This window comes from Rhizobium leguminosarum (assembly GCF_002953715.1).
Classification (GTDB): domain Bacteria; phylum Pseudomonadota; class Alphaproteobacteria; order Rhizobiales; family Rhizobiaceae; genus Rhizobium; species Rhizobium leguminosarum_V.
The window spans coordinates 543051-557386 of the sequence record NZ_CP025015.1 but is presented as its reverse complement, the minus strand read 5'-3'; the positions used below and the strand labels follow the sequence as shown (position 1 = coordinate 557386).

Annotated in this window: 17 protein-coding genes and 1 pseudogene; 17 read left to right on the top strand and 1 reads right to left on the bottom strand. The window is 58.9% G+C overall.

The window, feature by feature from the left end; translation table 11 throughout:
- Positions 1-376: 376 nt before the first annotated feature.
- The 13 genes from CUJ84_RS34945 to CUJ84_RS34885 all read left to right on the top strand — a co-directional run bounded on the left by CUJ84_RS34945 (position 377) and on the right by CUJ84_RS34885 (position 11528).
- Entirely contained in the window at positions 377-1015 is a 639-nt protein-coding gene (locus CUJ84_RS34945) for an acyl-homoserine-lactone synthase (protein WP_018482021.1), read from the top strand.
- Positions 1012-1989, top strand: coding sequence for a P-type conjugative transfer ATPase TrbB (gene trbB, locus CUJ84_RS34940; protein WP_018482022.1), 978 nt, complete (start codon positions 1012-1014; stop codon positions 1987-1989). Before CUJ84_RS34945 ends, trbB begins: the two co-directional genes overlap by 4 nt.
- Positions 1979-2362: a TrbC/VirB2 family protein gene (locus tag CUJ84_RS34935; RefSeq protein WP_018482023.1), complete on the top strand. Its 384-nt coding sequence runs from the start codon at positions 1979-1981 to the stop codon at positions 2360-2362. The genes trbB and CUJ84_RS34935 overlap by 11 nt, the downstream gene beginning before the upstream one ends.
- Positions 2355-2654: a conjugal transfer protein TrbD gene (locus tag CUJ84_RS34930; protein ID WP_018482024.1), complete on the top strand. Its 300-nt coding sequence runs from the start codon at positions 2355-2357 to the stop codon at positions 2652-2654. The genes CUJ84_RS34935 and CUJ84_RS34930 overlap by 8 nt, the downstream gene beginning before the upstream one ends.
- Before the next feature lie 10 nt (positions 2655-2664).
- Positions 2665-5115, top strand: a complete 2451-nt coding sequence (locus CUJ84_RS34925; protein ID WP_018482025.1) for a conjugal transfer protein TrbE — start codon at positions 2665-2667, stop codon at positions 5113-5115.
- The gene (trbJ, locus tag CUJ84_RS34920; protein ID WP_018482026.1) at positions 5093-5890 is read left to right on the top strand and encodes a P-type conjugative transfer protein TrbJ; all 798 of its coding nucleotides are present in this window, start codon (positions 5093-5095) and stop codon (positions 5888-5890) included. The genes CUJ84_RS34925 and trbJ overlap by 23 nt, the downstream gene beginning before the upstream one ends.
- Positions 5884-6060 carry an entry exclusion protein TrbK gene (trbK, locus tag CUJ84_RS34915; RefSeq protein ID WP_018482027.1) on the top strand — a complete coding sequence of 59 codons (177 nt, stop codon included), beginning with the start codon at positions 5884-5886 and terminating at the stop codon, positions 6058-6060. Before trbJ ends, trbK begins: the two co-directional genes overlap by 7 nt.
- A 13-nt stretch (positions 6061-6073) precedes the next feature.
- On the top strand, positions 6074-7252 hold the full coding sequence (trbL, locus tag CUJ84_RS34910) for a P-type conjugative transfer protein TrbL (protein WP_105010003.1): 1179 nt from the start codon (positions 6074-6076) through the stop codon (positions 7250-7252).
- Between the two features lie 20 nt (positions 7253-7272).
- The gene (locus tag CUJ84_RS34905) at positions 7273-7935 is read left to right on the top strand and encodes a conjugal transfer protein TrbF (protein ID WP_018482029.1); all 663 of its coding nucleotides are present in this window, start codon (positions 7273-7275) and stop codon (positions 7933-7935) included.
- Between the two features lie 17 nt (positions 7936-7952).
- On the top strand, positions 7953-8765 hold the full coding sequence (gene trbG / locus CUJ84_RS34900) for a P-type conjugative transfer protein TrbG (protein ID WP_020572024.1): 813 nt from the start codon (positions 7953-7955) through the stop codon (positions 8763-8765).
- A 3-nt stretch (positions 8766-8768) separates the two neighbouring features.
- Positions 8769-9212, top strand: a complete 444-nt coding sequence (gene trbH / locus CUJ84_RS34895; RefSeq protein WP_018482031.1) for a conjugal transfer protein TrbH — start codon at positions 8769-8771, stop codon at positions 9210-9212.
- A gap of 1 nt (position 9213) precedes the next feature.
- The gene (trbI, locus tag CUJ84_RS34890; protein WP_018482032.1) at positions 9214-10512 is read left to right on the top strand and encodes an IncP-type conjugal transfer protein TrbI; all 1299 of its coding nucleotides are present in this window, start codon (positions 9214-9216) and stop codon (positions 10510-10512) included.
- 311 nt (positions 10513-10823) lie between these two features.
- On the top strand, positions 10824-11528 hold the full coding sequence (locus CUJ84_RS34885) for an autoinducer binding domain-containing protein (RefSeq protein ID WP_105010002.1): 705 nt from the start codon (positions 10824-10826) through the stop codon (positions 11526-11528).
- Positions 11529-11531: 3 nt separating this feature from the next.
- Here CUJ84_RS34885 and CUJ84_RS34880 read toward each other — a convergent pair whose 3' ends face one another.
- A complete protein-coding gene (locus tag CUJ84_RS34880; protein WP_018482034.1) occupies positions 11532-11855 on the bottom strand; it encodes a transcriptional repressor TraM in 324 nt (107 codons plus the stop codon).
- Between the two features lie 205 nt (positions 11856-12060).
- On the opposite strand from CUJ84_RS34880, the gene CUJ84_RS34875 reads away from it, so the two are divergent.
- The 4 genes and pseudogenes from CUJ84_RS34875 (at position 12061) to CUJ84_RS34860 (ending at position 14333) form a co-directional block, all read left to right on the top strand.
- Entirely contained in the window at positions 12061-12273 is a 213-nt protein-coding gene (locus tag CUJ84_RS34875; protein ID WP_018482035.1) for a helix-turn-helix domain-containing protein, read from the top strand.
- 39 nt (positions 12274-12312) lie between these two features.
- Positions 12313-12597, top strand: a pseudogene (locus tag CUJ84_RS34870) (DUF433 domain-containing protein); the annotation flags it as partial.
- 259 nt (positions 12598-12856) lie between these two features.
- On the top strand, positions 12857-13474 hold the full coding sequence (locus tag CUJ84_RS34865) for a type IV toxin-antitoxin system AbiEi family antitoxin domain-containing protein (RefSeq protein ID WP_105010001.1): 618 nt from the start codon (positions 12857-12859) through the stop codon (positions 13472-13474).
- Positions 13467-14333 (top strand): nucleotidyl transferase AbiEii/AbiGii toxin family protein, encoded by an 867-nt coding sequence (locus CUJ84_RS34860; RefSeq protein WP_105010000.1) that lies wholly within the window; start codon positions 13467-13469, stop codon positions 14331-14333. The genes CUJ84_RS34865 and CUJ84_RS34860 overlap by 8 nt, the downstream gene beginning before the upstream one ends.
- Positions 14334-14336: the final 3 nt, after the last annotated feature.

Below are 14336 nucleotides of genomic sequence, written 5' to 3'. Positions count from 1 at the left end.
CTGTCCCTCTTGGCGGCTTTTCGCCGGTTTACCGGCCATTGCCCGCTAAAAATAGAACACGATTCTCCGAACTGGTCCAGAGGTTTAGGGTTAACAAAAGGTTAACGACCGGGGGCAATCTGCATAAGGCTGTTCGGTTTTTTGCTTTTCCGCTCCGGGAGTTAGCCACAAATGCCCGGCTCCCTGATCCCGGAATGTTCTCCTGTGAATCCTACAAATCCGAACAGTGTAGCAGCAAGTAGATTAGGCGGCTCTGTAGCGCCACGCCCCTCATGAGCCACGACTCACCTCGCTACGTGCATGTTGAATCCTACAACTGCCCTCCGATTCCAAACTGTGCTGATTTCCCGCCGACCAACAACGACGGAGAAAGATCATGCGGGCTCTCGCGCTCTCAACACCCCGGACGATCCAAGAGGCGCATCTCCTACACATCCACTATCAGCTTCGTGCTCGGGTCTTTTCCGATCGCCTGGGTTGGGAAGTCGATGTAACGGCGGGGTGCGAGTCCGATCGTTTCGACGCGCTTCGGCCGACCTATATTCTCGCCATCGCAGAGACCGGCGAATTGGCGGGGTGCGCGAGGCTTCTTCCTGCGCTCGGACCGACAATGGTGGCCGACGTTTTCCCGTCGCTGCTCCCCGACGGCCAACTCAAGGGGCATGCCGCGATGATTGAGAGTTCTCGCTTCTGCGTCGACACGGCACTTGCGGAGGGGAGGGGCGACGGTTCGGTTCATGAAGCCACGCTGACCATGTTCGCTGGCATCATCGAATGGTGCATCGCTAATGGCTATACCGAGATTGTCACGGTGACCGATCTTAGATTCGAGCGAATCCTCGCCCGCGTCGGATGGCCGCTGCAGCGTTTGGGCGAACCCAAGAAGATTGGCGTGACGATGGCCGTAGCGGGCACACTGGCCGCCAATGCGGCCACGTTCCTCAGGCTTCGCCCCTCCAACTACCGTTCTGAATTCGCCCCCTGTCAGCCAGGCAGCCTAAGGAGAAATCCGTGAACCAGCTTCGCTCTCACCCTCGGCTCGTCCGCAAACTTCAGGAGGCGCTCGGCGATCAGCTTTGTGTTGCCCTGGACGACGCGAACGTCGTCGAAATCATGCTCAATCCGGACGGCAAATTATTCATCGAACGGCTCGGTCACGGCGTTGCGCCCGCTGGCGAGATGTCGTCGGCTGCCGCGGAGATGGTCATCGGTACAGTGGCGCACGCGCTTCAGTCAGCGGTCGACACGGAACAGCCAATCATCTCTGGCGAGCTGCCAATCGGTGGCCACCGATTCGAGGGACTGTTGCCTCCCGTTGTCGCCAAGCCTGCCTTCACAATCCGGCGCCGGGCATCGCGCCTCATTCTGCTCGAAGACTATATTCACGCCGGCGTGATGACAGAATACCAAGCCGCTACGATCCGCAGTGCCATTTCCACGAGGCTGAACATCATCATTTCCGGTGGAACGGGCTCGGGTAAGACGACGCTAGCGAACGCGGTCATCCACGAGATCGTCAAATCTGCGCGCCAGGATCGTCTCGTCATTCTTGAGGATACCGCGGAAATCCAATGCGCGGCTGAAAACGCCGTTCTCCTCCATACCAGCGATTCGATCGACATGGCGCGGCTCTTGAAGAGCACCATGCGCTTGCGCCCCGACCGGATCGTCGTTGGCGAAGTTCGCGACGGTGCGGCCCTGACGTTGCTCAAGGCCTGGAACACCGGTCACCCAGGCGGCGTAGCGACCATTCACTCGAACACCGCCATGTCGGCGCTACGCCGTCTCGAGCAGCTTACTGCCGAGGCAAGCCAGCAGCCGATGCACGAGGTGATCGGAGAGGCCGTCGACCTGGTCATCTCGATTGAGCGGACGCCCGGCGGCCGGCTTGTTCGCGACATCATTCAAGTCGAGCGGTTCATCAACGGACGGTATGAGATCGAATCCGATCAGCTTACCGAAGAACAGGAGGCGCGCCATGTCGCGTAAGCATACCCTCATCGCCGCTGCGCTCGTGGCGGCGCCAATCGTTCTGGCCTCTGTCGCGCCGGCGCTCGCCAGTTCCGGCGGCAGCCTCCCATGGGAAGGGCCACTGCAGCAGATTCAGGAGTCGATAACCGGCCCGGTCGCGGGTGCGATCGCGCTTGCAGCCGTGGCCATCGCCGGCGGCATGCTCATCTTCGGCGGCGAGCTCAACGATTTCGCGCGGCGACTTGTGTACGTCGTTCTTGTCGCCGGCATCCTGCTCGGCGCCACCAACATTGTCGGCCTGTTCGGTGCGACCGGCGCTTCGATCGGACTGACCGACGAGCAGATCACGTCAATTGGTTCGAACAAAGGAGGGGAGGGAGATCATGGCTGAGTCCGTGTCCGGCTTGCGACGCAATCGCATCCATCGCGCGCTCTCCCGCCCGAACCTGCTAATGGGCGCCGACCGGGAGCTGGTCCTGATCACCGGTCTTGCAGCCGTGATCCTGATCTTCGTCGTGCTTACGGCCTATTCGGCGCTCTTCGGCGTCGCTGTCTGGGTCATGATCGTCGGGCTGCTCAGGATGATGGCGAAGTCCGACCCACTGATGCGGCAAGTCTATATCAGGCACATTTCCTACAAGCCCTATTACAAGGCGACCACTTCGCCGTGGCGACGGTACTGAGGAGACAGCCATGGTAGCTCTCAAACGGTTCCGGGTGACCGGCCCGTCCTTCGCCGATCTCGTTCCTTATGCCGGCCTGGTCGACAATGGTGTCCTCCTCTTGAAGGACGGAAGCCTGATGGCCGGCTGGTACTTCGCAGGACCGGATTCCGAAAGTGCGACCGACCTCGAGCGCAACGAGCTGTCGAGGCAGATCAATGCCGTTCTGTCGCGGCTCGGAAGCGGCTGGATGATCCAGGTCGAGGCCATCCGTATTCCGACAGTCGACTATCCATCAGAAGATCGATGCCATTTCCCCGACCCGGTGACCCGCGCAATCGATGCCGAGCGTCGGGCGCATTTCGCGCGAGAGCAGGGGCATTTCGAGAGCAAGCATGCACTAATCCTGACCTACCGGCCACTTGAGTCCAAGAAGACTGCACTCAGCAAATACATCTATTCGGATGAGGAGAGCCGGAAGAAGTCCTACGCGGACACGGTGCTCTTCGTGTTCAAGAACGCGGTGCGCGAGCTTGAGCAGTATTTTGCCAACACACTTTCGATCCGGCGAATGGAAACCCGCGAAACGGTCGAAAGGGGAGGGGAGCGAATTGCCCGATATGACGAGCTGCTCCAGTTCGCCCGTTTCTGCACCACCGGCGAAAGCCATCCAATCCGGCTTCCCGATGTTCCCATGTATCTCGACTGGATCGCCACCGCGGAGCTTGAGCACGGCCTGACGCCAAAGGTCGAAAGCCGTTTCCTCGGCGTCGTTGCGATCGACGGTCTGCCGGTCGAAAGCTGGCCGGGTATTCTGAACAGCCTTGATCTTATGCCGCTGACCTATCGGTGGTCGTCACGTTTCATCTTTCTCGATGCCGAGGAAGCTCGACGGAAGCTCGAACGCACACGCAAGAAATGGCAGCAGAAGGTCCGACCGTTCTTCGACCAGATATTCCAGACACAAAGTCGATCCGTCGACCAAGACGCGATGACTATGGTGGTCGAGACCGAGGATGCCATCGCGCGGGCCTCGTCGCAGCTGGTTGCCTATGGCTATTACACACCGGTGGTCGTGCTATTCGGCAGCGATCGCGAAGCACTCCAGGAGAAGGCCGAAGCGATCCGGCGGCTGATCCAGGCGGAAGGTTTCGGAGCGCGGATCGAAACGCTCAACGCCACCGACGCCTATCTCGGCAGCTTGCCGGGCAACTGGTATTGCAACATCCGTGAGCCGCTGATCAACACCAGCAATCTCGCCGACTTGATTCCGCTGAACTCGGTCTGGTCCGGAAATCCTGTCGCGCCATGCCCTTTTTATCCGCCGAATTCCCCGCCCTTGATGCAGGTTGCGAGCGGATCGACAGCGTTTCGTCTGAACCTGCACGTCGATGATGTCGGCCACACGCTGATCTTCGGTCCGACCGGTTCTGGCAAGTCGACGTTGCTCGCCCTGATCGCCGCACAGTTTCGCCGGTACGAACATGCGCAGATCTTCGCCTTTGACAAAGGCAGTTCACTTCTACCCCTGACGCTCGCAGCCGGCGGCGATCACTATGAGATCGGCGGCGACAGTGTGGAAGAGGGGAGGGCATTGGCCTTCTGCCCACTCTCCGAACTCAAAAGTGATGCCGACCGGGCTTGGGCGACGGAATGGATCGAGATGCTGGTCGGTCTGCAGGGCGTCACCATCACACCCGATCATCGTAACGCCATCTCTCGGCAGGTCGGACTGATGGCGAGCGCCTCTGGTCGATCGCTCTCAGATTTCGTCAGCGGCGTGCAGCTGCGGGAGATCAAGGACTCACTGCATCACTACACCGTCGATGGCCCGATGGGGCAGCTCCTTGATGCGGAAGAAGATGGCCTCACGCTCGGGGCCTTCCAGACCTTCGAGATCGAGCAGCTGATGAATATGGGTGAGCGCAATCTCGTGCCGGTGCTGACCTACCTGTTCCGCAGGATCGAGAAGCGTTTGGATGGGTCTCCCAGTCTGATCGTGCTCGACGAGGCGTGGCTGATGCTCGGCCACCCTGTGTTCCGCGACAAGATTCGCGAGTGGCTCAAGGTGCTGCGCAAGGCGAATTGCGCTGTCGTTCTCGCGACCCAATCGATCTCGGATGCCGAACGGTCCGGGATTATCGACGTGCTGAAGGAATCCTGCCCGACCAAGATTTGCCTTCCGAACGGTGCCGCCCGCGAGCCTGGGACACGTGAATTTTACGAGCGCATCGGTTTCAACGAGCGGCAGATCGAGATCGTCGCAACCGCCATTCCGAAGCGAGAATACTACGTCGCCACGCCGGAAGGCCGGCGGCTCTTCAACATGTCGCTTGGGCCAGTCGCCCTGAGCTTTGTCGGCGCGTCGGGCAAAGAGGACCTCAAACGCATCCGCACACTGAAATCCGAACATGGCCACGACTGGCCGATCCACTGGCTTGAAACGAGAGGAGTTCAAGATGCCGAATCGCTGCTCAAATAGATGGTTCGCCGGCTTGGCGGCCGCCGCTCTCACGATTGGAGGCGCAGGCTCAGTGCAAGCCGGTGCAGCCACCGGCGCCGCGACCGAATGGACGCAGCTCGCCAACAATGCGCAGCTCGTGGACCTCATGAAAAGCTCCGGCATCCAGGTCGACAATCAGCTGACCCAGATCAGCCAGCTTGCAGAGCAGATTCAGAACCAGCTCAAGATCTACGAGAACATGCTGCAAAACACCGCGCAGCTTCCTGACCATGTCTGGGGGCAGGTCGAAAGCGATATCAACCAGTTACGCAGTATCATCGACCAGGGACAGGGCATCGCTTTTTCGATGGGAAATGCGGACGACGTTCTTCAGCAACGCTTTCAGAGCTATGCCGATCTCAAGACGAATTTGCCGGACAACACGACGTTCTCCTCGACCTATCAGTCCTGGTCAAACACCAACCGTGACACGATCGCCAGCTCGCTGAAGGCGGCGAGCCTCACGGCCGACCAGTTCGATAGCGAGGAGGATACGATGTCCTCGCTGCGGTCGATGTCCGAAACGGCTGACGGGCAGATGAAGGCTTTGCAGGTCGGCCACGAGATCGCCGCTCAGCAAGTCGCGCAAATGCAGAAGCTTCGCGGTCTCGTCTCCCAACAGATGACCATGATGGGAACCTGGCTGCAGACCGAACAGACCGACAAGGATCTGGCACAGGCGCGGCGGGAAAAATTCTTCAGTGCGACGGCTCCTTCCACCTCAGGCGGCGAAAAGATGAAGGTGGAGTGGTGAAAACGAAACTGACCCTAGTCGCGATCGCGACGAGTCTCGCTGTCGGCGGCACCGGCCTATGGTTGCTCATCTCGGAAAAACAGGCCGCATGGGAGCGCCGGGAGAAGTTTTTTGGTTCATCGAATGAGTATCCCACATCGGGCGGCGAAAAGATGAAGGTCGAATGGTGATCGCATGCCAACCATGACGAGACTTCATCAGCTACGGATCGCCATGCTCGTTGCCGCGTTCGCGGTGATGGCAACCCAGCCGGCGCTTGCGCAAGAAGGGTCAGTTTTGACCTCCCTCCAGAGCCAGATCACTACCGCCGCGAAGGGGTGGGAAAGCACCGTCATGGACGCTGCGAGATCTCTGTTCTGGATCCTCGCAACGATCGAGATCGGCATAGCGGCCGTCTGGCTGGCCATCCAGTCAGCCTCGCTGGATAGCTGGTTCGCCGAACTGGTGCGGCGGATCATGTTTGTGGGCTTCTTCGCGTTTGTGCTAGCGCAGGGACCCACCTTCGCCAAGGCGGTCGCAGACAGTCTCTTCCAAATCGGCGCCGGAGGAGGGACGGCATCACCAGCTGACGTGTTCAACGCCGGGCTCGCAGTTGCAACGAAAATGTCGGAAAAGGTACAGTTCGGCCTCTTCGAAGACAATGCTCTCGCAATCTCGGCAGCGTTCGCGATGGTCGTGACAGTCATCGCATTTTCTCTGGTCGCAGCGATTTTCGTGTCGGTCATGGTCGAAATGTATATCGGGCTGCTGGCCGGCATGATCATGCTCGGCCTTGGTGGATCGTCGTTCACCAAGGATTTTGCAGTCCGCTACCTGGTCTACGCCTTCTCCGTCGGGATGAAGGTCATGGCCCTTGTGATGATCTCTCGCATTGGTTCGGAAGTGCTGATCGGCCTCGCCAACCAGCCCGATATCGGCGACCAGTTTCAAACCGCTCTTGCCATCGCTGGAATTGCCGTCGTTGTTTTCATTATCGCGATGTACGTCCCGAACATCATGCAGGGTGTCGTCCAGGGCGTATCTGTCTCCGGTGGTATGGAGGCAATCCGACACGGCGGACAGGCGGCGTCTTTCGCCGCAGGCGCTGGCTTCCTCGCCGCCGGCGCTGCTGGCGCGGGCTTTGCGGCCGCGCAAGCCGCACGAGCTGGCGGCTCATCCGTTGCAGGTGCCACTCTTCGCGGCATCGGCGCGGGCTTCAGTTCCGGCGCGCAAGCAGCCGGATCAGCCGCGAAGGAAAAGGCAATCGGCTCTCCCGGCGCCTATGCGGGGTCCATTCTCGGACTTGCCAATGCCAAGCTCGATGAGCAGCGCGGGGGCTATAGCGGACCGAAGCCTCCTCCCGAACGCAACGACAAACCGTAATGGAGACAAGGGAAGAATAAATGGCAGCGAACCGCGCCCCGGAAAACCCATATCTTGCCGCCCGCCAGGAATGGAGCGAACGCTATGGCTCCTATGTGAAGGCCGCAGCCGCATGGCGCATCGTGGGTGTCCTCGGTCTGGTCATGGCCGTCATCGGCTTCACCTACGCGATGTATTTGAGCACGCAGGTGAGGCTGGTGCCTTACATCGTCGAGGTCGACAAGCTCGGGACGGCAGTCACGGCAGGCTTCCCCGAGCAGATCGAGTATGCCGATGTCCGCGTGGTACGCGCCACACTTGGCAACTTCGTCACGAGCTTTCGCTCGATCACGCCGGACGCAGTGGTCCAGAAACAATACATCGACCGCACCTACGCCCTTCTGCGCACGTCCGACCCATCGACCGAGAAGGTCAACGCCTGGTTCCGGGGCAACTCCCCGTTCGAGAAGGCGAAGTCTTCGACGGTTGCCATCGAGGTCAACAACATTGTCGCGCTTTCGAACCAAACCTATCAGATCGACTGGACGGAATACGAGCGGGACCGAAAGGGCAAGGAGATCGGTACGCGTCGTTTCCGCGGCATCGCGACTGTGACGCTCACCGCGCCACAGGATGAGGCGACGATCCGCCTCAATCCGATCGGCCTCTATGTCCGGGATTTCGACTGGACGGCACAGCTTTAAGGGCAGGGATACTTTCAATGAAAAAAACGGGATTGATCGCAGCCGCCGGCTGCATAGCCGGACTCTTGCTTGCGGCGGGCGCGCAGGCGCAAAGCATGACGAGCAACGAGGTGAAAGGAACAAATCTTTCCAGGAAGTGGCGCGGCACGCCGGGACTGGTCACGACTGGACCGGACGGAAAGGTGATCTTCTTGTTCGGCGAAACGCAACCTTCCGTCGTCTGCTCGCCTTTACAGGTCTGCGACATCGAACTTCAGGGTGGCGAGATCGTTCGCGACGTTCTCGTCGGCGACACCGTGCGCTGGAAGGTAGAGCCGGCCACCTCGGGTGCGACAGGCGGACAGGCCATCCATCTCATCGTCAAACCATCTGAGCCAGGGCTTTTCACCTCGATGGTCGTCACCACGTCACGTCGAACCTATCACATCCAGCTCAAATCCCATCCCAGCCAGTACATGGCGCGCATTGGCTTCGAATATCCGGAAGACGTGTCCACCAAGCTCGCCGACATAAACGCCCGTCTCGAAACGGGCGGCATTCCGGGCACAGCGCCGGACAAGCTGAACTTCTCCTACTCGGTGAGCGGGAGCGCGCCCTGGAAACCGAAGCGGGTCTATTCTGACGGGGTGAAGACCTACATCCAGTTCCCGAAGTCGATCTCCGGTCAGGATGCACCAGTGCTCTTCGTCGTCTCCGGCGGTCAAAATCGCATCGTCAATTACCGGATGAAGAACGACATGATGACCGTCGACTATGCGATCGACAAGGCGATCCTCGTTTCCGGCGTCGGTTGGCGGCAGCAGAAGATCACCATCCGGCGGGGAGGCTGAACCATGCGGAAGCTATTTGCATTCTTCAGCGCGGCCGCGCTGCTCTCCGGCTGCCAAACGGCCGACGCACTGACCACCAGCTCGCCCGCGGTGGCCGTCACCGGACCGGCTGCAAACGCCATCGCCGGCGACATGGCAAGCCGTCTGGCTGAACGGATCGGCCCGGCGGGTGCTACGACCACGATCAAAATGGAGAAGGACACGTCGGACTTCGCGACCGCCCTCGAAGCCGCCCTGAAGGGGTGGGGTTACACGGTCGTCACGGACGGCAAGATCGCCAAAGACGTCAAGCCGATCGAGCTTTCCTGTTCGATCGAGGGCTTTGACGGGCAGGTTTTGGCGCGGCTTTCGACGTCATCCATCGCTCTCGGCCGCGCTTACACGCCGACGGCGGCCGGCGCCACGCCGGCTAGTCCGCTTTCGATCATGCAGCGCAACGGAGATTAACATGGTCCAGTCGCTCCAGCTTGGTACGTCCAGCCAGGCAGACGAACAGAATGGCATGCGCCGGCTCAACCGCCTGCCGATCATCGTCGCCATCATCGTCATTGTGCTGTTCGTCGGCGTCGTCGTGATTGGTCTGTCGCTGCGCGGGCTTTCCTTCCATCGTGGCGACATCGAGGGTGCTTCCAATAGCCCTGCGACCAGTTTCGGCGACCAGCTTAAGCGGGGTGTCACGGACGGTATTATCGGTGACCCAGAAAAGCAGGAGGTGTTTCAACCGACACCCGTCTTGGTGGAGAATAAGGAAAAGCAGGAACCGTCCGTCGAGCGCCAACCAACAGACCGACAAGATCGCAGACAAAGGCTCGAATCCGAAGAGGAATGGAAGGCTCGCCTGAAGCGAGAGCAGGATGAACAATATATGCACGAGGCGCAGCGGCAGCGGATGGCGCGTCTCCAAGCTCGTTCCACGGCGCTCGATTCGCCGCTCAAGGTAGACATCGCCGATGTCGAGAAGGCTGCAAGCTCGACCAATGACACCGGCCGCCAGCCGACAAATGCCGTGGCGAACAGCGCCTCGGACCTTTATGCCGCGGCCATGAAATCCGGACTAATGGGACAAAACGTCGATCAGAACGGGCAGACGTCGAAAGAGGATTTCTTCAACCAGGACATCAAGGATCTCGGCTACCTGCCAAACCAGGTCGTGCCGCAGATGTCACCTAATGAATTGAAGCGCGGTTCGGTCATCCCGGCAACATTGATCACCGGCCTCAATTCCGACCTGCCAGGGCGCATTACAGCTCAGGTCAGCCAGAATGTCTACGACAGCGCCACCGGCTATCGCCTTCTCATCCCGCAAGGCGCAAAGCTGTTCGGCCGTTACGATTCCAAGATGTCCTTCGGCCAGGAGCGCGTTCTTGTCGTCTGGACGGATCTCATATTTCCGAATGGGTCTACACTGCAGATCGGCGGCATGGCCGGCACGGACGCCGAAGGATATGGCGGCTTCCAGGACATGGCCGACCGCCATCTCTGGAGGACGTTCGGTTCGGCGGCGCTAGTGGCAATCATCGGGACCGGGATCGATATGTCTATGCCCGAGAGTTCGACGCTCGCGACGCAGGACACCGCCTCGGATGCAGCACGACGTAATTTTGCCGAATCATTCGGCCGGGTAGCGGAGGAGACGACCTCGAAGAATCTGAACGTCCAGCCGACGATTCGCATCCGACCGGGCTACAAGTTCAACGTCCTGGTCGATCAGGATATTGTTTTTCCGTCTGTCTATAGCGGCCGCTGACCAGCTAATGGACCCTCGGATTTTCGATACTTCGCTGAACGTCGCAAGGTCATTCCGCGTGGCGGCGCAGGTGTGACTAAAATTCTCTACAAAAATCATCGTCTTTAGATCAGAAAGAGTTGAATACTCGGGAGAGGTGAATAGACCTAGGCGATGCAACGAACGTGGATCTGCTTCGCGTAGAAGCAACTGCCGTATCGTCCAATGTCCCATGTGGTACCGGCTAACCGAACGGTGGCAACCGGTACCTCGTGGCGTCAGAACGGCGCGACAAGTGGGAGGCTTGCACCGTCGCAAAAGGAGAAAAGTTAGTGGACGGTGACCTTCGCTCTCTCATCGATATGACAGAAGCCGCGCATGATGAACGGATGATCAAAAGTGCTCTGAAGACATTTGCGCACGCATGTGGCTTCGACCGTTTTGCTTATCTGCAGACCGAGGGGTTGGAAATCCGCACATTCAACTCCTATCCGGAGGAATGGCAGGGCGTTTATCTCGAAGGCCAGTACTCCCGCATCGACCCGGTCGTTACTGAAGCCAAGCGTCGCATGGAAATGTTTTCCTGGACGGCCGACGATTGGCCCGCTCGTGGAACCTCCGAACTCAGGCGTTTTCGGGACCAGGCGATCGATTACGGCATTCGGAGTGGGGTGACTATACCCGTCGAAGGAAGTTTCGGGTCGACGATGATGCTGACGTTTGCATCCTCAGCGCAGACGGCTGACGTTAAAAAGCTGCAGGATGCGCAAAAAGCGATCCAGGCAGTACTGGCGATCCACTACCGCCTGAAAATCATTGCTGCGAAGACGATTGTCGCTCCGAAACGGTTGCTTTCACCAAGAGAAGCAATGTGCCTCATGTGGGCGGCAAAGGGCAAAAGCGCTCCGGAAACCGCAATGCTGACGGGGATCAACCCGAGGACAGTGCAGCACTACCTTGATAAGGCGCGCGAAAAGCTCGACGCAGCGACCGTTCCGCAACTTGTCGCGATCGCCAAAGACCACGGTCTGGTATGAGCGTCATTCTTCGCCATCTGGGGCAACTTCAGGGATGTAACCAAGCGCATCGATGATTTCCGACAGCACCTCCTGCTGGGCCTCAGATTTGTTCTGACGCGCGACGTACTCATCCTGCAGACTTTTTAGTACGGCACCGGAAACGGACGGATCGCCGCTCGCGCGAGTCCATTCCTCGTAGACAGCTTCGTCGGCGGCAATAAGATGGCGGTGCTCACGGATTGCGGCAACCGCCAGCACCTCTAGTTGTGACTCTTGCATCGAACTGTAGCGAGATGGTCTTTCTTGTTTTTCATTGTTTATCTCGGACGAGTCTGCGTCGTTCATCCCATTTCTTCCCTAGCGTCTTTCTTTCACCGCTCAAAGACCTCGTGAGCACTATACCGTTTAGGCTTTGGATGCACGGCCAGTGATCGTATGCCTTATGTGCTCTCGAGGTGGATGATCGGCCGGACGAGTAATAACACATGGCAGTACGAATCGGAACTATAGTTCCTGGAACGATAGTTCCGATTACGGTTCCTCTCACGTCATGGATCTCAAGGAGGTCATGGCGATTAATCTGCGTCGGATACGTCATGGTAAGCAACTGACGCAGGAGGAATTGGCGCATCGTACAGGCCTGAGCGTGCGCCATATTGGAGCTATCGAGCGCGCCGAGATGTCTGCGACGGTCACCGTCCTTGGTCAGATCGCAGAAGCCCTGAGCGTTGACCCGGCCGAGCTCGTGACGAAATCACGATAACCGGCAAGTCTCGACTGAGCTTGCCCATCGTACTCTCCTTCTGAAGATGCAGTGATTGGCGGCGGGCCGGTCTTCAAGGGGACGCGGGTTCCGGTGCGAATGGTTGCCGCTATGAAGAAGCAAGGCGCCGACGCCATAGAGATCGTTGAAGGCTATCCAGCTCTCACGGCGCGCATGGTAGATCTCGCAGAAATCTGGGTAGCGGCTCATCCTACCAATGGGCGGCCACGAAAGTTGTCGGAGCAGGGACTGTAGGTGCAGTCGATAAACCGCTTGCCTCTCGACAAGGCCGATACTGGAAGACCTTCAGGGAAGGCTTCGTAAAGCGCCAGGTCGATGAATGCCTGCACTATCCCTCGTGGCCGTGGCTCAAGATCATGGCCACGAATGCTTTCACGTCAATTGGCTAGGTCCGTCGGCAAGGCTACATCTTTACTCTTGGCGACCACTGGATTTGTCAGCTCTCATCCAATCGAGGCAATTATTCGTGGTGAAGAATTCACAAAGCGAGGGCTTTCTCGACCTCAGGGATTGTGATACAAATCCTAGGATAATAGATCCCATTCTCCGAGCTTTTATATCAATGCCCGGTTCCGTCACGCAACGCCAAATCGCCCGGACCGTGCTAACTGAGCGCGGAATAGCACGCTTGGTCGAACTGCGGAACGCAGGTGTGACGGCTGCCACCATGAGCCGAATGGATCGAGATGGTGAAGTGCTCCGGCTTGCCCGCGGTCTTTATCAACTTCCTGATGCGCAGCTCGACGTCAACCACAGCCTGGCGGAGGTTGCCAAACGCGCGCCCAAAGCCGTCATCTGCCTCGTTTCGGCATTGGCGTTCCACGGCCTGACAGATCAGCTCCCCGGACAAATCTGGCTTGCCATAGGCCGTAAGGACTGGGCTCCGAAACTGGACGGGCCCGCTCTGCGCATCGTGCGTTTCACAGACAGCCTTCTCAACGAAAGCGTCGAAACCCATGTCATTGAAGGCGTTCCTGTGAGGGTCTTTGGAATTGCCAAGACAATTGCCGATTGCTTTCGCTATCGCAACAAGATCGGCCTTTCGGTAGCGATAGAAGGGCTGCAGGAGGCGCTGCGGCAACGAAGGGCTACTCCTGGCGAGATCGCCAACCAGGCCGAACGCGGTGGCGTCGGATCGGTGATCCGGCCGTATCTCGAGGCGCTGACCGCCAATGGCTAAAGACATCGGAAACGTCGGCGCCTCGGTGCGCGCCCACCTGTTGCAACTCGCCAAGGCAAGCGGGCAAAGCTTCGATCTGGTCCTGACGCGTTTTGCTCTTGAACGGTTATTGTTCCGGCTTAGCCAGTCGCCCCACGCCGGTCGCTTCGTTCTAAAGGGGGCGATGTTGATGATGAGTTGGTTCGACAATCCGCACCGAGGCACGCGCGACCTCGATCTTTTGGGTTTCGGTGATCCGAGTCCGGACCCGATGCTTGAGACATTTCGGGAAATTCTGGCGCAAGAGGCCGACGATGGCGTTACGTTTGACGCTGATACGCTGCATGTGGATCGTATTCGCGAGGCATTGGATTATGGTGGGCTCAGGCTGCGGGTGATCGCTTCGATCAGCGGAGCCCGGATCAACCTGACGATCGACATCGGTTTTGGCGATGCGCTTGAGCCTGGGGTGGAGGTTTTGGATTATCCTTCTATGCTCGATTTTCCGATGCCGCGGCTTCGGGCCTATGCGCGAGAAACGGTCATTGCCGAGAAGTTCCCGGCAATGGTGATGCTGGGGCGAGTAAACAGCCGCATGAAGGATTTCTACGACATCTGGATCCTCAGCAGGTCTTTCGACTTCAGCGATGATCGGCTGGCGCGCGCAATAGCCGCTACCTTTGATCGCCGCGCGACATCGATCCCCATTGACCTCCCCGACGCCCTAACGGACGCCTTTGCCAAGGACCAGCAAAAGCAGCGGCAATGGCGAGCTTTCGTTGAAGGCGTTGCACACAATCCTGGCGATCTGACAGACGTCATCGCGGAGATTGCCACATTCCTGATGCCGCACGCGGTTGCGGCTGCGAGGCTGGACTAGTGA